The following is a 16,685-nucleotide window of genomic DNA, read 5'->3' on the forward strand; positions in this document are numbered from 1 at the left end:
CGCCCCGCCGGATCGGTCCGGCGGGGCGCCCTCGTCGTGCGGGTGCGGGTGCGGCCGCCGCAGGCGTTTTTTCAGCCGTAGATGCTGTGGCAGAGGCGGGCCTGCTCCGAGCCCGCGGGCCAGCGGCCGACGCGTTCGGCCTGGTCGCAGATGCCGCCCGCGCCGAGGGTGGGCAGCGCCGTGCCGGGGGCCGGAGCCGCCGGGGTGGCGCCGGCGGGGGCGGTGCCGTGGGCCGACGGCGAGGGGTGCGCGGTGCGGCCGGGCTTCGGGTGCGCGGTCGCCGCGTGCTGCGCGTCGGCCGGCTCGTCCTCGTTCGGCGCGGCCGCCGCGGTGGCCGTGGCCAGGGCCGGTCCGGCGCCCTGTGGCGTGGGCGGCGGCAGCGGGGACGGCGCGGGCGTGGTGGGGAGCGGGGAGAACGCGGGCGGGTCCGGAGCCGCCGGGTCGGACGCGGAGGGGGAGGCGTGCGGCAGGGCCACCACGTCCAGCTCGTCTCCCGACCCCGGCCCGCACATCGCCAGGACGGCGGCGAGGACGGCGACGGTCCCGACGGTCGCGGCGGCCCACACCTTCCGCGACCGCCGCGACGCCGGTGCGGGCGCCGGAACGGGGGCCGGCGCGAACCCGGTGGGTACCGGGGGTGGCTGCCACGCGTCCTGCGGCCACTGCCACTGTCCTCCGGTGGGCTGCCCAGTCATCTTGTCGTCCTTCCAGCGCCGAACCCCCCACCGAATCCCCCGTCATGCCTTCCCCGTGCTCAACGAGCGCGCCGACGCCGGGACATGACCCGGAAGAGGGGTCTGGAGGGGCGCCGATTGCCGCCGCGCCACATGCTGGGGGGCATGGAGACCAACAGCACGTCCAAGCACCTGGTCGAGGTGGCCGACTTCCGGACCGACAGCCGCTACCGCCTGGTCCACTTCGAGGGCCACGGCTGGGAGCCGCTCGCCCCCGAGGAGTTCGAGCCCCGGATCCGCCAGCTCTTCCCGGACCTCGACCCGCGAGATCCGGTCCGCGTCCACTGGGCGGATCGCCCCTGGGAGTGGCCCCTCTGGCACCCCGGCGAGGCGTGAGCCGCGCTTTCGTTACGCTGTCCGGGTGAGCGTGGATCATTTCTGGCGCCGCCTGCCCGGCCAGGAGGTCGACACCTGCTCGCCGGCGGAACTCGGCGAGCTCGTCCCCGACCGGCAGGACGTCCGCTACGACCAGCTGGCCTCCGCCGGGCTCCTCCTGGGCGTGCGGAGCACCGCCCGGCTGATGGAACTGGCCCTCACCGAGAACGGCCTGCACCCCGACCCGGCCGCCCGCCTGCCCGTGTACGGCGGCGAGCGCCGTGAACCCGACGCCGCGCAGACCGATCCGCTGGTGCTGAGCCCCGCGCAGGTCGCGGCCGCCTTCACCTTCCTGCGCGACTCGGCGCTCGGCGAACTCGTGCGCCAGCAGGACACCGTGCTGGCCCGGACGGTCGCGCGCCTCGGGTACCCGACGCCGTGGTCCGAGACCTGGGCGTCCCGGGTGGTCGCCGACCTGCGGGAGCTGCGGGACTTCTTCGCCCACGCGGCGGCGGCCGGTGACGCGGTGGTCGTCCGGGACCGGAAGGCATGATCGGGGTGGACGAGTTGGGCGGGGTGGACGGGGTGGACGAGTTGGGCGGGGTGGAGGACGTGAAAGGGTTGGACGGGGTGGAGGACGTGAAAGGGTTGGACGGGGTGGAGGACGTGAAAGGGATGGACGGGCTTTCGAGCACCGCCGGTTACGCCGAGGCGGCGGAGGAACTCGCCGTCCAGTACGAGAGCGTGACCTTCGCCGAGGTCCACGCGGACCTGCTGCACAGCTACCCGCCCCCGCCCGCCGCCGTCCTCGACGTGGGCGCCGGCACCGGGCGGGACGCGGCCGCCCTCGCCGCCCTCGGCCATCCGGTGGTGGCCGTCGAGCCGACCGCCGAACTCCGTTCCGTCGCCGAGCGGTTGCACGCGGGCTCCGGCGTGCGCTGGGTCGCCGACGCGCTGCCCGAGCTGCCGCGGCTGAGCGCCGGCGCCGAACGCTTCGACCTGGTCCTGCTGACCGCCGTCTGGATGCATCTCGCCCCCGCCGAGCGGCCGTTGGCGATGGCCGCCCTCGGTCGGCTGCTGGCCCCGGGCGGGCGCCTCGCCCTGACCCTGCGCCACGGCCCCGTCCCGCCGGGCCGCCGGATGTTCGACGTCCCGCCCGAGGAGACCGTCGCGCTCGCCGCCGCCCGGGGCCTGCGACTGCTCCGCCGCGCCGAACGCGGCGACCTGCACGGCCGGTCCGGCGTCCGCTGGACGAGCCTGGTCTTCGGGTAGGCCGCTCTCCTGCCGTCCGGGCCGCGCCTGCGCGGTACGGGGGTCAGTTCACGTCGACGTTGTCGAAGAGTTCGAGCATCTGCGTGAGGACGTGCACGCAGGCGGTCAGGTCGGCGTCGGTCAGCTCGCCGCCGACCTGGCGGAGCAGGGCGTGCTCGCGGGCGCTCGCGGCGGAGACAGCGGCCCTGCCGTGGTCGGTCAGCCGGATCAGCGAGGACCGCTGGTGGGCGGGGTTCGGGGTGATCTCGACCAGGTCCAGGGCTACCGCGTCGTTGACCATGCGCTGCACGAACTGCCTGCTCAGCGCTTGTGCGCGGCCCATCTGAGGGACGGTCATGGGCCCGTGCTCCGCGAGCAGGAGCAGCACGGCGCGCACGCCGACGGACAGCCCCTCGATGGGAGCCGCGAGTTCCACCTTGCGGAGCACCCGCCGGTACAGCGGGCCGACCAGGTCGAACACGTCCATGAGCCGGTGGGCGAGGACGTCGGGCGGGAGCGGGGCATCGGTATCGGTCACCCCACCATCATGACACCTGGGTTGCCAATCCTCGCGATGGATGACAACTTGGTTGTCATGACTGACGCATCTGACGTGTTCTCGTTCGACGACGGCCGCAGCCACCTCGCCTACCGTGACACCGGGTCCGGCCGACCCCTGGTGCTGGTGCACGGCGGCCTGCTCGACCACCGCATGTGGAGCGACCAGATCGCCGCCTTCGCGGCCGACTACCGGGTGATCGCGCCGGACGCCCGCGGCCACGGCGAATCCTCCAACGCGACCGGCCCGTTCCGGCACACCGACGACCTCGCGGCCCTGCTGCGCCACCTCGGCACCGGCCCCGCGATCCTCGTCGGGCTGTCGATGGGCGGCGCCATCGCCGTCGACACCGCGCTCGAACACCCGGACGTGGTCGAGGCGTTGGTCGTCAGCGGCGTCGGCACCAGCGAACCCGAGTTCGAGGACCCGTGGCTCGGCGAGATCGAGGCCGAGGAGGCCCGCGCCATGGCCGCGGGCGACCTCGAAGGCTGGATCACGGCGTTCACCCGGCTCGCGGCCGGCCCGCACCGCACCCTCGACGACGTCGACCCGGACATCGTGCGCACGTTGAAGGACATGACCCGGCGAACCCTCGCCAAGCACGCCCCCACCGAACCCGACCACCAGGTGCCCGTCACCGACACTTGGGCGCGGGCGGCGAAGATCGGCGTCCCGGTGCTGGCCATCAACGGCGGCATCGACTCCGACGACCACCTCGGCATGGCCGAACGCCTCGTCCGCAGCGTCGCCGACGGCCGTACGACGACGGTCGACGGCACCGGCCACTACCCCAACATGGAACGCCCGGACGCCTTCAACGAGCTCCTCGACGACTTCCTCCGGACCCTGCCGGTGCACGGGGGCTGACGGTGGATCCTGTTCACGGGCGCCTTCCGGATGGAGTCTCACCCCAAGGCTGACAGCGGCAGTTCGCCACCAGCCAGCCAGCCGGCCAGCCGGGCCGCTCCGCGCTCGTCATGGACCCGCACGGCGCGCCGTGGTTCACCGGGGCGGGGTGCCGAAGTCCTCGGCGACCAGCCGGTCGGCCCAGCGCCGGAGGGCCGGGGCGAGGGGCGGGTGGACGAGGCCGGCGGCGGTGGCGAGGCGGTCGGCGGAGGTGGTGTCGTAGCGGTCCTCGGAGAGGAAGCCGAGGGTCTCCGGGTCGGCGCCGGTGAGGGCGCGGGGGAGGCGGCGGACGATGGCGACGGGGACCAGGCCGCGGGGCGGGCGGACGCCGAGGTGGGCGGCGATGAGCGCGATCAGGTCCGGGAGCACGGGGGTGGCGGGGTCGAGGACGGTGTGGGCCATCAGGGCGGAGCCGTCGGGTGCGGGGGTGGTGGCGCTGTCGTGCGCGGGGACGGCGGCGAGGAAGCGGGCCAGGTGGTCGACGGTGACCACGGGCAGGAAGGTGCGGCGGGTGCCGGGCAGCAGCGGCAGGCGGCCGCGGTGCAACTGGCGGACGAGCTGGGCCAGGCCGAGGTACTGGCCGGCCTCGCCGGTCCGCGAGTGGCCGATGACGCTGCTGGGGTTGACGGTGGTCAGCGGGACGCCGAGTCGGGGTGCGGTGACCCGGACGGCGGCGTCGCCGAGCAGCTTGGAGGCCTCGTACGCGCCGAGGCACGCGTAGGCGGCGGTGGTGGCGCGGGGACTGGGCGGGTACAGCGGCTGCGGGTCGCGGCCGACGCGGTAGCCGGAGAGGTGGACCAGGCGGCGCAGCCGGGGCCGGGTGGCGGACCAGTGGAGGGCGTGCAGGGCGCCGTGGACGTTGGCGGGTTCGGCCTGGGCGCGGGTGAGGCCGAACTGGTAGCGGGCGGCGAGGTTGTGGACGTCGCGGACCTCGGTGAGCCGGGCGTCGTCCTCGGGGGAGAGGCCGAGGCCGGGGCGGGTGAGGTCGGCGGCGACGGTGGTCAGCGCGGTGTCGTCGGCGCCGTGGGTGCGCAGCCAGCGGCGTAGTTCGGTGTCGCGGCCGACGCCGCGCACGGCGGCGGCCACGGGCTCGCCGCGGGTGAGGAGTTCGAGGACGAGCCAGCGGCCGAGGAAGCCGGTGGCGCCGAGGACGAGGGTGCGGGGCGATGGCGGGAGGGGCGGCATGGGGCAACTCCTGGAGCTGGAATCTGTAGACCGGTCTGCATATTTTTTGGGCGCGAGGAGACTTCGGGCACGGGAGATTCGGGCACAAGGGATCGGGAGGGTCGGAAGGGCGGAGCCGCGCACCGGTCGGCGGCGGCTCCGCCCCGCGACGCCCTACGCGGTGCGGGCGGCCGGCTTGGCGCCGAGCAGGTGGCGGACGGCGTGCAGCGCGTGGTCCAGCGGCTCGCGGCTGCGCCGGACCGACGCGAGCAGGACCGCGCCCTCCATCAGCGCCAGTGCCTGCCCGGCCGCCGTCGCGGCCTCGGCCGGCTGGAAGCCCTCGGCCTCCAGCCGGCCGGCCAGCACGCGCTGCCAGCTCTCGTACACCTCCGCGCAGACGGCGCGCAGCGGCTCGTTGGTGCCGGCGACCTCCAGGGCGACGGTCGCGATCGGGCAGCCCTTGGTGTAGTCGGAGCCCGCCAGTCGCTCGGCGAAGACCTCGGTGAGCCGCTCGGTGAGCGCTCCGCTGTCGGCGCCCTCGGCGGCCAGCGCGGCGAGCAGGTCCTCGACCTCCTGTCCGGCCTGGACGAGGGAGGCGGCGACCAGTTGGTCCTTGCCCTCGGGGAAGTGGAAGTAGAGCGAGCCGCGCGGTGCGCCCGTCGCGGCCACGATCTGGTTGAGGCCGGTCCCGAAGTAGCCCTGTGCCTCGATCAGCGTCCGGGTGCCGGCGATCAGCCGGGCCCGGGTTTCCTCACCCTTGACTCCCATGCGGAAAACAATAGACCGGTCTGCATATTCCTGTCGACGGGCCTCAGCACCAGGCCTCAGTACCGCGTCTCAAAGCCGGGCCTCAGCACCGGGCCTCGGACGGGAAGCCGGTCCAGCACAGCTCGTCGGGCAGGTGGCGCATGTCGTTGTGGAGCAGCACGTAGGAGGGGCGGCCGGGTGTGTAGCGGATGACGGTCAGCGCCGCGTTGCAGGAGTTGAGGCCGAGCCAGCGCCAGGCAGGGGCGCTGAGGGCGTGCCGGACCAGCCAGCCGATCAGGAACGCGTGGGTGACGACCAGTTCGTGCCGGTCCTCGCCGCCCGCCACCGGACCGGTGAACCGCTGGACGGCCCGGCGCGCCAGCTCCGGGCCGCGGGCGCGCTCCTCCGCCGTGGACTGCGCGAGGAAGTCCAGCAGGTAGTCGGCGCTGTCGGCGGGCAGTTCGTGCCGCTCCGGGACGTACGGCACGTAGTCGCCGGCCTCCGCGCAGACCGTCGGGACCGCGCCGGCCTGCCAGCCGCCGCCCAACGGCTCGTTGCCCGGCCGCCCGCCGCCCAACTGCTCGGCGATCAGCCGGGCGCTCTGCGCGGCCCGGGGCAGCGGTCCGTGGTGCACGGCTGCGATGGGGCGGTCCGCCAGCCGCCGTCCGAGCAGGACGGCCTGTCGGCGTCCGTCGGCCGTGAGCCCGCTGCCGTCGGGCGCGGCCTCGCCGTGGCGGGTCAGGTAGAGGTAGCGGGTGGCGGACTCGGCCATGCTCCGGGACTCCTTCGTTCGTGTCGGCGTGCGTGCTCTCGTGCTCGCCGGTGATCCTGGGCTCGTCCCGGATCGACGCCGTCGCGGCCCTGCCCGGTTCCGGATCAGCCCGTGTGCGCCTCCTGGAGCAGTGCCAACTCCTCCGGGGAGAGGCGCAGCGCCCCGGCGGCGATGTTGTCCTCCAGGTGCGCCAGGTCGCCGGTGCCGGGGATGGCCAGGACGTGCGGGCCCTGGTGGAGCGTCCAGGCGAGGCGGACCTGGGCCGGGCCGACCCCGCGCGCCTGCGCCACCGCCCGGACCTGGGCGGGTTCGGCTCCGCCCGTGCCGGACTCCCGCCCGGTTCCGGCGATCGCGTAGAACGGGACGAAGGCGATGCCCTGCTCGCCGCAGAGCCGCAGCACGGCGTCCTGTTCGGGCGAGGCGCCGATGCCGTACGGGTTCTGCACGCACACGACGGGCGCCACGGCCTGTGCCTCGGCGAGCTGGTGCGGGTGGATGTTGGAGAGGCCGAGGTGGCGGATCAGCCCGGCCTGCCGCAACTCGGCGAGGGCGCCGAAGCGTTCGGCGATCGAGTCGGTGCCGACGATCCGCAGGTTCACCAGGTCGAGGTGGTCGCGGCCGAGTTGGCGCAGGTTCTCCTCGACCTGGCCGCGCAGCCGCTCCGGGGTGCGGGCGTGCTCCACCCACTCGCCGTCGAGCCCGCGGCCCGGGCCGACCTTGGTGGCGATCACCAGGTCGTCGGCGTACGGCGCGAGCGCCCGGTTGATCAGCTCGTTGGCGGAGCGCAGTGGGGAGAAGTAGAAGGCGGCGGTGTCGAGGTGGTTGACGCCCAGTTCGACGGCGCGCCGCAGCACCCGGACGGCCTGCTCGCGGTCGCGCGGTACGGCGTCGGGGACGAGCGCCCGGCCGGTCTGCGGCAGGCGCATCGTGCCGAGGCCGATCCGGTGGACGGTGCGGTCGCCGAGCGTCCAACTGCCGGAGGCGGCAGCGGTGACGGCGGCAGCGGTGACGGCGGCGGGGGTGGTGTCGGAGGTCATGCCGTCATGATCGCCACTGCACTGCCCCGACCGCCAGCGATTCGGGAATGTGTGAATCCCCGGGGAATCCACGGGGGCGGAGATGACGGCGGACCTGGCGGGACTGTGACAACCGTCATGCCGAGTCCATGATCACCCTCCCTGGTCCGGGGCCCCGCCCGACCGGGATGATGGGGCGCGTCGACGGGGCGGGAGCGCCCAGGGTCGGGTGAACGGGGGTCGGCGATGTCGCCGCACGAGATCGGGTTGTACGCGAGCGCCGCCGTGGTGGTCAGCGTGGGACTTCAGGCGCTGGTACTGGCCGGCTCCAACGTCGGTCAGGGAGTCGGCTCCGCAGCCGGCCCGGGAGCAGGAGCCCCGGCGGGCGCCGGGCCGGGCGAGGTGCTCGCCGTGGTCCGGGGCGCCCTGGCGCGCCGGCCCCGGGCCACCCTCACACTGTTCGCGGTGATGGCGGTGATGGCCGTGCTCCAGTACGCGGTGCCCGCCCTGGTCGAGGATCTGATGCGGCAGCCGGGAGCGCTGTCCGACGGGCAGTGGTGGCGGGCCGGGACGGCCCTGCTGGTGCAGTCCTCCGGGATCACGCAGATCGCGATGAACCTGCCGGCCCTGCTCGTGGTCGGCGCCGTCGCCGAGTCGGTCCTCGGGTGGTGGCGGACCCTGGCCGTCTTCCTCGTCAGCGGCGTCCTCGCCCACGTGGTGAGCCTGGCCGGCTGGTCGCCGCGCGGCGGCGGCGACTCCGTGGCCGTCTGCGGCCTGCTCGGCGCCCTGGCCGTCACCTGCCTGCTGCGCGGGAACACCCTGGGCCTCACCTTCAAGGGCACCTGGTACCTGCTGCTCATCCCCGCGGCCGGTCTGTTCCTGTGCGCGCTGCGGAACAACCACGGCGCCGGTCTGGTGGCGGGCTGCCTGCTCGGCCTGGCGCTCGCCACCGGGACGAGGGCCAGGCCGACCGGGCAGCCCGCCGTGGCGTGACGGGGCTTGGCCATCGCGCGCCTCCCCGTGCTCCGGTGCCGGTGGTCCACCCCCGGGGCCAAGCTCGCAGACCCGCGGCTCGGACCGGGCCTGGCACGCCGGGCGCCGGTCAGCGTCTGGGAGAGTGCGGGCATGACACTTCGGACCCTTCGCTGCGCCGTCCTCGACGACTTCCAGGGCGTCGCCACCAGCATCGTCGACTGGTCGCCGGTCTCCGAGCGGGTGGCGGTGACCGCCTTCTCCGAGCACTTCGGGTCGGAGGACGAACTCGCCGCGGCGCTGGCCGACTTCGACTTCGTCGTGACCCTGCGCGAGCGGGTGCCGTTCCCGGCCTCGCTGTTCGCCCGGCTGCCGAGGCTCAGGCTGCTGGTCGCCTCGGGCATGCGGAACTCGGTGATCGACTACGCGGCCGCCGAGGCGCACGGCGTGACGGTCTGCGGGACGGCCAGCTCCTCCACCCCGCCGGTCGAGCTGACCTGGGCGCTGCTGCTCGGCCTGGCCCGCGGCATCGTGCCGGAGAGCACGGCGCTGCGCGAGGGCGGTCCCTGGCAGAGCACCGTCGGCGCCGACCTGCACGGGCGGGTGCTCGGGCTGCTGGGCCTGGGGAGGATCGGCGGCCTGGTCGCCCGGGTCGGACTGGCCTTCGGCATGGACGTGCTGGCCTGGAGCCAGAACCTCACGGACGAGCGGGCCGCCGAGGTCGGCGTGCGCCGGGCCGCCGGCAAGGAGGAGCTGTTGAGCGGCGCCGACTTCGTCTCGATCCACCTCGCCCTGGGCGAGCGCACCCGGGGGCTGCTCGGCGAGGCCGAACTCGCGCTGATGAAGCCCGAGGCGTACCTGGTGAACACCTCCCGGGCGGCGATCGTCGACCAGGACGCGCTGCTGGCCGCGCTCACCGGGGGCCGGATCGCGGGCGCCGCCGTGGACGTCTTCGACGTCGAGCCGCTGCCCGCCGAGCACCCGCTGCGCACCGCGCCCCGGCTGCTGGCCACCCCGCACCTGGGGTACGTGTCGCGCGACAACTACCGCCGCTACTACGGCGAGGCGGTCGAGGACATCGCGGCCTACCTGGCCGGCGAGCCGATCCGCCGCCTGGGCTGACCCCTGGCTGGGCTGACCCCTGGCCTGGGCTGACCCCTGGCCTGGGCCGATCCGCCGAGCCGGGCCACCGCGCCGACCGGCCCGGTCGGCGCGGCGGCGACTCGTTCACGGCACCATCCAGCCGAGGACCGGGGTGGACTGGAGCCAGGCGAGGAGGCAGAGGACGGCCAGGACGGCCAGGCTCCAGCCGATGATCTTGCGGAGGACCTCCCCCTCCCGCCCGTACGTCCCGACCGCGCTGGCGGCGATGACCAGGTTCTGCATCGCGACGGCCTTGCCCTGGACGCCGCCGGTGCTGGTGGTCGCGGCGGCCAGGAGGGGGGACAGTCCGATGTGCTGGGCGGCGGAGACCTGCATCGCACCGAAGAGCGCGTTGGAGGAGGTGTCGGATCCGGTGAGGGCCACGCCGAACCAGCCGGTGAAGCCGGAGAACAGGGCGAAGGCACCGCCGAGGCCCGCCAGCCAGGTGCCGATGGAGACGGCCATCCCGGAGAGGTTCATCAGGTAGGAGAGGGCGAGGACGCAGGCGATGGTCAGGGCCGCCCAGCGGATCTGGTGCAGCGCGTCCAGGTAACAGCGCAGTGCCCGCCGTACCGGCACCCGCAGGATGAGCGCGGTCAGGACGCCGGTGGCGAGGAGCAGGGTCCCGGCCGCGCCGAGCCAGCCGAAGTCGAAGGTGGTGACCGCCACGGGTCGGCCGCTCGGGCTGGTCACGTGGAGCCCGGGCCAGGGGAAGGAGACGTCCTGGTCCTTCACGAAGCCGGCGACGGGCCCGCCGTAGGACACCAGGGCGAACAGCGCGGTGATGATCGCGTACGGGAGGAAGGCCAGCAGGGTGTCCCGGCGGGGGGCGCGCTCCACGCGGGGCCGCGTTTCGGCGGCGGGGCCGTTCCGTCGCGCCCGGATCCTGAGCAGCACGATGACCGAGGCGAGCGAGGTGAGCGAGGCCACCAGGTCGGTGAGTTGGTAGGTGAGGTAGTTCGAGCAGAGGAACTGGCCGACGGCGAAGCCGGTTCCGGCGGCCAGGGCCACCGGCCACACCTCCCGGAGCCCCCGGCGCCCGTCGAGGAGGAGCAGCAGGACGAACGGCACCAGGGCCGCGATGACGGCGGACTGGCGGCCGACCATGGCGCCGAGGTCGGCCCCGGGGAGGGAGGTGACCTTGGCCAGGGTCTGGATCGGGTTGCCCACCGAACCGAAGGCCGCCGGCGCCGTGTTGGCGAAGGCCGCGACGGCGGCGGCCTTCAGGGGGTCCAGTCCCAGGCCGAGCAGGATGAGCGAGGTGACCGCGATGGGGGTGCCGAATCCCGAGAGGGACTCGATCATCGCCCCGAAGCAGAAGGCGATCAGCACGGCCTGGATCCGGATGTCGCCGGAGAGGGACGAGAAGGTCCTTCCGATGACGTCGAAGTGTCCGGAGGCGCGTTGGAGGCGGTTGATCCACACCGCGCCGAGGATGATCCACACGATCGGGAACAGTCCGAAGGCGGCTCCCTCCAGTGCGCCGTCGGCGGCCTGGCCGAGCGGCATGCCGTAGCCGGCGGTGGCGATCAGGAAGGCGGTGGCGAGCCCGGCGAGGGCGGCCCAGTGCGACTTCAGTCGCACCAGGCCGAGCAGGACCAGGAGGACGAGGAGGGGGGTCGCCGCGAGCAGGGCGGCGAGAGCGGGGTGTCCGAGCGGGTCTGGGACTTGGCGATACACGGGTGGGTCTCGCTTTCTCCAGTCGGCGATGACCGCGACGGCGAGAACGCTCGATCCACCCGGGTACGGACGATCGGCGCACGCACGTTTTCGCATCATGGAACCCGAGTTCCATCAGGCGCCAAGCATGGGATGCGCCGATACCGCCGTCAAGGGGGCGGGGTGCGGGCTCAGGATCGGGAGTGCCGGTTCTGACGTATCGTCAGGAAGGCGTGGGGGAAGCCGAGTTCGCCGTCACCCGCGCGCTCCGAGCACGACGCCGAGCCGCTTCGCCGCCGCGTTGACCAGGGTTCCGTGCTCCGCCCGCGACTCGTCGGTGGCCCGGCTGGCGGGGACGTTGACGCTGATGCTCGCTACCGGCAGCCCGAGGCCCCCGATGACCGCCGCGGCGACCGCCGAGACGTCGGAGCGCCACTCGCCGCTGTTGGTCGCGTAGCCCCGGCGCCGGACCTCCGCCAACTCGTCCAGCAGCCGCCGTGGTTCGACGATCGTCGTGTCGGTGTACCGGGCCAGCCCCTCGGCGAGATAGCTCTCCAGCGCCTCGGCGGGGCTCGCGGCGAGCACCGCCTTGCCGTTGGCGGAGGCGTGGGCGGGCAGGTCCTGCCCGAGCGGAAGGACGATCCGCACCGGCTGGCTGGTCTCCAGCCGCTCCACCAGGATCACCCGGCCGCCCTCCGGCACGGCCAGGTGGACCGTTTCGCCGGTCTGCCGGCGCAGTTCCTCCATCACCGGCACGGCGGCGTCGCGCAGGCCCAGTTCACCGGTGGCCTGCCGACCGACCTGTAGTGCCTTGGCGGTGACCAGCCACCGGGTGGGTGCCCCGCCGGCCTGGCGCAGCCACCCCGCCGTGTGCAGGGTGAGCAGCGCCCGCTGCACGGAGCTCTTCGGTAGGTCCATGGCCCGCGCCAGCTCCGCGACGCCGATCGGCTGGCGCGCGGCGACCTCCTCCAGTACCCGCAGCGCGTTGAGCACGTTCTGCATCCTTGACCCCCTTCGAAGGTGGCGCCTACGCTCCACTATGCCGCTCCACGATACGACGTGCCGTCAGACGGCACAACCCTTAAGGGGGTTCGACGCGTATGTCCTTCCGTACCGGCCGCCACTTCCTCCAGATCCCGGGCCCCACCAACGTCCCCGACCCCGTGCTGCGGGCGATCGCGGCGCCCACGACCGACCACCGGGGGCCCGAGTTCGCGGCACTGACGCTGCGTCTGCTCAAGTCGATCGGGCCGGTGTTCGGCACCTCGGGCCCGGTCGTGATCTACCCCGCCTCGGGGACCGGCGCCTGGGAGGCCGCCCTGGTCAACACCCTCAGCCCCGGCGACCGGGTGCTCTGCTTCGAGACCGGACAGTTCGCCGCGCTCTGGCGGGAGATGGCCCAGGACCTCGGCCTCCAGGTGGATCTGGTCCCCGGGGACTGGCGCCACGGTGCCGATCCCGAGGTGCTCGCGCAGCGACTCGCCGAGGACGCCGACCGGACGATCAAGGCGGTGTGCGTCGTCCACAACGAGACCTCCACCGGCGTGACCAGCCGGATCGCGGAACTGCGCCGGGCCCTGGACGAGGCGGGCCACCCGGCGCTGCTGCTGGTCGACGCGGTGTCCTCGCTCGGCTGCCTCGACTACCGCCACGACGAGTGGGGCGTCGACGTCACGGTGTCCGGCTCGCAGAAGGGCCTGATGCTGCCGCCCGGGCTGGGGTTCAACGCGGTCAGCCGCAAGGCGCTGGTCGCTTCGCGCACCGCCGGGCTGCCCAAGTCGTTCTGGAGCTGGGCGCCGGTCATCGAGGCGAACCGGAACGGTGCCTTCCCCTACACCCCCGCCATCAACCTGCTCTACGGCCTGGACGAGGCCCTGCGGATCCTCGACGCCGAGGGCCACGACAACGTCCACGCCCGGCACGCCCGGCACGCCGCCGCCACCCGGGCCGCCGTCCACGGCTGGGGCCTGGAGGTCCTGTGCGCGGACGAACGCGAGTACTCCGGCTCGCTCACTGCGGTCCTGCTGCCGGAGGGCCACGACGCCGACCGGTTCCGCGAACTCGTCCTGGAGCGCTTCGACATGTCGCTCGGCGCCGGTCTGGGCAGGCTCGCCGGCCGGGTCTTCCGGATCGGCCACCTCGGCCACCTCAACGACCTGACCCTCATCGGCACCCTCGCCGGGGTGCAGCTGGGCCTGGAACTCGCCGGGGTGCCGATCGACCCGGCCGGCCTCGGTGCGGCGCTCGACGTGCTCCGCCGCCCGTGAACGCCCCGGCACCCCCAGACACAGGAGTCAACCGGACATGACAGCGAGCAGTTCCGACGCCTCGACGGCCGGCCGCGGCCCCGAGCGCGCCGCCCGACCCGAGAGCGGCACCCGCCACGGCGACACCCGCGCGCTGGAGCACCGGCTCCGCCGCGACCTCGACGGCGAGGTCCGCTTCGACGACTACACCCGGCACCTGTACTCCCGGGACGCGAGCATGTACGCGATCACCCCGGTCGGCGTGGTCCTGCCCCGGCACGCCGACGACGTCCAGGCCGCGGTCGCCGCGGCGGCCGAACACGGCGTACCGCTGGTGCCGCGCGGCGCGGGCACCAGCCTGGCGGGGCAGACTGTGGGGCCCGGGCTGGTCCTGGACCTGTCCCGCCACCTGAACCGCATCGTGGAACTGGACCCCGAGGCCCGCACCGCCCTGGTGGAACCCGGCGTCGTCCAGGCCCAACTGAACCGTGCGGCGGCGCCGTCGGGCCTGGTGTTCGGCCCCGACACCTCCACCGCCAACCGGGCCACCATCGGTGGCATGATCGGCAACAACTCGGGCGGCAGCGGGTCGCTGCGCCACGGGATGACCATCGACCACGTCCGGGAGCTCGACGTCGTGCTCTCCGACGCCAGTCGGGCCCACCTCGCCCCGGTCGACGCGGCGGAGCACCGCCGCCGGGCCGCCCTGCCGACCCTCGAAGGTGCCGTCTACCGCGAACTCCCGCGGATCGTCCGGGCCAACGCCCGGGCCATCGCCGAGGGAACACCGGAGTTCTGGCGCCGCTCCGGCGGGTACCGCCTGGAACGGCTCGTCCGCGAGGGCGCCGAGGGCGCGGAGGGCGCGGTGGACGCCCCCTTCGACCTCGCGAAGTTCGTCGTCGGCTCGGAGGGCACCCTCGTCATCGCCACCAGGGCCCTGGTCGACCTGGTGCCCAGGCCCGCGCACACGGTCATCGCCGTCGGCCACTTCACCTCCGTCGCCGGGGCCGTCGACGCGACCGCGGACGCCCTCGCCTGCGAACCCGCCGCGGTGGAGCTGATGGACCGGACGATCCTCGAACTCTCCCGGCGGAAGATCGAGTACGCCCCGCTCGGCGGCATCCTGGCCGGCGATCCCGGGGCGCTGCTGTTCGTCAGCTTCAGCGGGGACGACGAGGGCGAACTGCGCGGCCGGCTCCAGCGGCTCACCGCCCGGTGGGCCCGGCACGGCCACGGCTACCACACCCTGCACGCGGTGACCGCGAAGCAGCAGGAGGCCCTGCTCAAGGTCCGCTCGGCCGGCCTGGGCCTGCTGATGGCCGCCGGCGAGGGCACCCGCCGTCCGCTCGCCTTCGTCGAGGACACCGCCGTCGACCCGGTCCACCTCGTCGACTACACCCGCCGCTTCCAGGAGGTGCTGGACCGGCACGGCCTGTCGGCCGGCTTCTACGGGCACTGCTCGGTCGGCTGCCTGCACATCCGCCCCTTCGTGGACCTGACCGACCCCGCCCAGGTGACGACCATGCGGGCGGTCGCGGAGGAGATCCGGGACCTGGTCACCGAGTACGGCGGTGTCAACTCCAGCGAGCACGGCGACGGCCTGGCCCGCAGCGAGTTCAATCCGCTGCTCTTCGGGCGGGACCTCTACGAGGCGATGCGCGGTACGAAGCGGCTCTTCGACCCCCGGAACCTCTTCAATCCCGGCAAGATCGTCGACGCCCCCGCGATGACGGACCACCTGCGGGACCGGGCCCTGCCGCCCGCGCCCGAACTGCGCACCCGGCTCGCCTTCGAGGTCCTCGGCGGCATGCGCGGGGCGGCCGACCGGTGCATGAACATCGGGCTGTGCCGCAAGAGCGCCACCGGCACGATGTGCCCCTCCTACATGGCCACCCGGGAGGAGGAGCACTCCACCCGCGGCCGCGCCAACGCCCTGGTGAAGGCGCTCTCCGAGCCGGACCCCCGGCAGGCGCTGGGAGACGAGCGCCTGCACGGGATCCTCGACCTCTGCCTGATGTGCAAGGCGTGCAAGAGCGAGTGCCCGCTCGGCGTCGACATGGCCACGCTCAAGGCCGAGACCCTCTCCCACCACCACGACCTGCACGGGGTGCCGCGCAGATCCCGGGTGTTCGGCGCCATCCGCCTGCTCAACCGGCTCGGCTCGGCCACCGCGCCGCTCTCCAACCTCCCGGGGCGCAGCCGGCTCGTCCGCCGACTGCTGGAACGGAGGCTCGGTATCACCGCTGCCAGGCCGCTGCCGGCCTTCGCGCGGGACAACCTGCTGCGGTGGTTCCGGCAGCACGAGGGCGCGGCCCCGTCGGCCCCCCTCGGTGAGGTGACCTTCCTGGCCGACTCCTTCACCACCTTCACCGAGCCGGCCATCGGCCGCGCCGCCGTCGAACTGCTGGAACTGGCCGGCTGGCGGGTCCGGCTGGCGGCGCAGGGCTGCTGCGGTCGCGCGAGCCTGTCCAAGGGACTGCTGGACGACGCCAAGCGGCAGTCGGCCGACTTCGCCCGGGCCATCGCCGCGACGGCGGCCCCGGACTCACCGGTCACCGGCTGCGAGCCGTCCTGCCTGATGACGCTGCGGGACGAGCACCTGGCCCTGCACCCGGACGACCCGGTGGTCAAGGATCTCGCGGGCCGGGTCCGGCAGGTGGAGGAACTGCTCACCGAGGCGATCGACGCCGGACGCCTCCGCCTGAGCCCCGAGGCCTGGCCGGCCGGTCGCCGACTGCTCTACCACGGCCACTGCCACCAGAAGGCCGAGGTCGGTACGGCCGCCACCATCGCCCTGCTGAACCGGATCCCCGGCGTCGAGGTGGTCGAACTGGACGCCGGCTGCTGCGGGATGGCGGGCTCCTTCGGTTTCGAGAGCGAGCACTACGAGGTGTCCATGACGGTGGGGAACGACCGGCTCTTCCCCGCCGTCAACGCCGAACCCGAGGACACCGTGATCGTCGCCACCGGCGCGTCCTGCCGCCAGCAGATCTTCCACGGGACGGAGCGCCACGCCTGGCACCCCGTCCAACTCGTCCGCGAGGCCCTGCTGACCGGCACCGCCCCCGCCCCGTCCGGCTGAGCGGGGTCCGGGGGCGCGAGGTCCGGGGGCGGGGGGGGGGGGGGGGGGGGGGGGGGGGGGGGGGGGGGGGGGGGGGGGGGGGGGGGGGGGGGGGGGGGGGGGGGGAGGGGGGGGGGGGG

Annotated in this window: 16 protein-coding genes; 8 read left to right on the top strand and 8 right to left on the bottom strand. The window is 74.2% G+C overall.

Annotated elements, in window-relative coordinates; translation table 11 throughout:
- Positions 1-71: 71 nt before the first annotated feature.
- Positions 72-695 carry a hypothetical protein gene (locus AC07BF_RS24380; RefSeq protein WP_400802684.1) on the bottom strand — a complete coding sequence of 208 codons (624 nt, stop codon included), beginning with the start codon at positions 693-695 and terminating at the stop codon, positions 72-74.
- 144 nt (positions 696-839) lie between these two features.
- Here AC07BF_RS24380 and AC07BF_RS24385 point away from each other — a divergent pair, with 144 nt between their 5' ends.
- The 3 genes from AC07BF_RS24385 to AC07BF_RS24395 are packed head-to-tail and all read left to right on the top strand — an operon-like array spanning position 840 to position 2,321.
- Positions 840-1,070, top strand: coding sequence for a hypothetical protein (locus AC07BF_RS24385; protein ID WP_363584831.1), 231 nt, complete (start codon positions 840-842; stop codon positions 1,068-1,070).
- Between the two features lie 25 nt (positions 1,071-1,095).
- A complete protein-coding gene (locus AC07BF_RS24390; protein ID WP_363584832.1) occupies positions 1,096-1,602 on the top strand; it encodes a hypothetical protein in 507 nt (168 codons plus the stop codon).
- Complete coding sequence (locus AC07BF_RS24395; protein WP_478333910.1) at positions 1,599-2,321, top strand: class I SAM-dependent methyltransferase; 723 nt, start codon at positions 1,599-1,601, stop codon at positions 2,319-2,321. The genes AC07BF_RS24390 and AC07BF_RS24395 overlap by 4 nt, the downstream gene beginning before the upstream one ends.
- 43 nt (positions 2,322-2,364) lie before the next feature.
- Here the strand turns inward: AC07BF_RS24395 and AC07BF_RS24400 are convergent, their stop codons facing one another.
- A complete protein-coding gene (locus AC07BF_RS24400; protein ID WP_363584836.1) occupies positions 2,365-2,838 on the bottom strand; it encodes a MarR family winged helix-turn-helix transcriptional regulator in 474 nt (157 codons plus the stop codon).
- 57 nt (positions 2,839-2,895) lie between these two features.
- On the opposite strand from AC07BF_RS24400, the gene AC07BF_RS24405 reads away from it, so the two are divergent.
- Entirely contained in the window at positions 2,896-3,726 is an 831-nt protein-coding gene (locus AC07BF_RS24405) for an alpha/beta fold hydrolase (RefSeq protein WP_478333911.1), read from the top strand.
- 135 nt (positions 3,727-3,861) lie between these two features.
- Here the strand turns inward: AC07BF_RS24405 and AC07BF_RS24410 are convergent, their stop codons facing one another.
- The 4 genes from AC07BF_RS24410 to AC07BF_RS24425 all read right to left on the bottom strand — a co-directional run bounded on the left by AC07BF_RS24410 (position 3,862) and on the right by AC07BF_RS24425 (position 7,485).
- A complete protein-coding gene (locus tag AC07BF_RS24410; protein ID WP_478333912.1) occupies positions 3,862-4,950 on the bottom strand; it encodes an SDR family oxidoreductase in 1,089 nt (362 codons plus the stop codon).
- A gap of 153 nt (positions 4,951-5,103) precedes the next feature.
- Positions 5,104-5,697, bottom strand: coding sequence for a TetR/AcrR family transcriptional regulator (locus tag AC07BF_RS24415; RefSeq protein ID WP_363584842.1), 594 nt, complete (start codon positions 5,695-5,697; stop codon positions 5,104-5,106).
- Positions 5,698-5,779: 82 nt separating this feature from the next.
- Complete coding sequence (locus AC07BF_RS24420; protein ID WP_478333913.1) at positions 5,780-6,448, bottom strand: histidine phosphatase family protein; 669 nt, start codon at positions 6,446-6,448, stop codon at positions 5,780-5,782.
- 104 nt (positions 6,449-6,552) lie between these two features.
- Positions 6,553-7,485 carry an aldo/keto reductase gene (locus AC07BF_RS24425; protein ID WP_478333914.1) on the bottom strand — a complete coding sequence of 311 codons (933 nt, stop codon included), beginning with the start codon at positions 7,483-7,485 and terminating at the stop codon, positions 6,553-6,555.
- Positions 7,486-7,710: 225 nt separating this feature from the next.
- Here AC07BF_RS24425 and AC07BF_RS24430 point away from each other — a divergent pair, with 225 nt between their 5' ends.
- A complete protein-coding gene (locus tag AC07BF_RS24430) occupies positions 7,711-8,457 on the top strand; it encodes a rhomboid family intramembrane serine protease (protein ID WP_400802670.1) in 747 nt (248 codons plus the stop codon).
- Positions 8,458-8,589: 132 nt separating this feature from the next.
- A complete protein-coding gene (locus AC07BF_RS24435; RefSeq protein ID WP_478319194.1) occupies positions 8,590-9,558 on the top strand; it encodes a D-2-hydroxyacid dehydrogenase family protein in 969 nt (322 codons plus the stop codon).
- 105 nt (positions 9,559-9,663) lie between these two features.
- Here the strand turns inward: AC07BF_RS24435 and AC07BF_RS24440 are convergent, their stop codons facing one another.
- Together AC07BF_RS24440 and AC07BF_RS24445 are read right to left on the bottom strand one after the other, a co-directional pair.
- Positions 9,664-11,259, bottom strand: a complete 1,596-nt coding sequence (locus AC07BF_RS24440) for an L-lactate permease (protein ID WP_400843448.1) — start codon at positions 11,257-11,259, stop codon at positions 9,664-9,666.
- Between the two features lie 234 nt (positions 11,260-11,493).
- Positions 11,494-12,240, bottom strand: a complete 747-nt coding sequence (locus AC07BF_RS24445; RefSeq protein ID WP_400843451.1) for an IclR family transcriptional regulator — start codon at positions 12,238-12,240, stop codon at positions 11,494-11,496.
- Between the two features lie 98 nt (positions 12,241-12,338).
- Between AC07BF_RS24445 and AC07BF_RS24450 the strand changes: the two genes are divergently transcribed.
- Positions 12,339-13,505: a pyridoxal-phosphate-dependent aminotransferase family protein gene (locus AC07BF_RS24450; protein ID WP_400843454.1), complete on the top strand. Its 1,167-nt coding sequence runs from the start codon at positions 12,339-12,341 to the stop codon at positions 13,503-13,505.
- A 37-nt stretch (positions 13,506-13,542) separates the two neighbouring features.
- Positions 13,543-16,566, top strand: a complete 3,024-nt coding sequence (locus tag AC07BF_RS24455) for an FAD-binding and (Fe-S)-binding domain-containing protein (RefSeq protein ID WP_478333915.1) — start codon at positions 13,543-13,545, stop codon at positions 16,564-16,566.
- The last annotated feature ends 119 nt before the right edge of the window (positions 16,567-16,685 follow it).

This window comes from Kitasatospora sp. NPDC043950 (assembly GCF_056435345.1).

Excerpts from the sequence above, each read along its gene's own strand:
- AC07BF_RS24380 (WP_400802684.1), bottom strand. The coding sequence starts at position 695 with ATGACTGGGCAGCCCACCGGAGGACAGTGGCAGTGGCCGCAGGACGCG.
- AC07BF_RS24385 (WP_363584831.1), top strand. The coding sequence starts at position 840 with ATGGAGACCAACAGCACGTCCAAGCACCTGGTCGAGGTGGCCGACTTC.
- AC07BF_RS24395 (WP_478333910.1), top strand. The coding sequence starts at position 1,599 with ATGATCGGGGTGGACGAGTTGGGCGGGGTGGACGGGGTGGACGAGTTG.
- AC07BF_RS24405 (WP_478333911.1), top strand. The coding sequence starts at position 2,896 with ATGACTGACGCATCTGACGTGTTCTCGTTCGACGACGGCCGCAGCCAC.
- AC07BF_RS24410 (WP_478333912.1), bottom strand. The coding sequence starts at position 4,950 with ATGCCGCCCCTCCCGCCATCGCCCCGCACCCTCGTCCTCGGCGCCACC.
- AC07BF_RS24415 (WP_363584842.1), bottom strand. The coding sequence starts at position 5,697 with ATGGGAGTCAAGGGTGAGGAAACCCGGGCCCGGCTGATCGCCGGCACC.
- AC07BF_RS24420 (WP_478333913.1), bottom strand. The coding sequence starts at position 6,448 with ATGGCCGAGTCCGCCACCCGCTACCTCTACCTGACCCGCCACGGCGAG.
- AC07BF_RS24425 (WP_478333914.1), bottom strand. The coding sequence starts at position 7,485 with ATGACCTCCGACACCACCCCCGCCGCCGTCACCGCTGCCGCCGTCACC.
- AC07BF_RS24430 (WP_400802670.1), top strand. The coding sequence starts at position 7,711 with ATGTCGCCGCACGAGATCGGGTTGTACGCGAGCGCCGCCGTGGTGGTC.
- AC07BF_RS24435 (WP_478319194.1), top strand. The coding sequence starts at position 8,590 with ATGACACTTCGGACCCTTCGCTGCGCCGTCCTCGACGACTTCCAGGGC.
- AC07BF_RS24445 (WP_400843451.1), bottom strand. The coding sequence starts at position 12,240 with ATGCAGAACGTGCTCAACGCGCTGCGGGTACTGGAGGAGGTCGCCGCG.
- AC07BF_RS24450 (WP_400843454.1), top strand. The coding sequence starts at position 12,339 with ATGTCCTTCCGTACCGGCCGCCACTTCCTCCAGATCCCGGGCCCCACC.
- AC07BF_RS24455 (WP_478333915.1), top strand. The coding sequence starts at position 13,543 with ATGACAGCGAGCAGTTCCGACGCCTCGACGGCCGGCCGCGGCCCCGAG.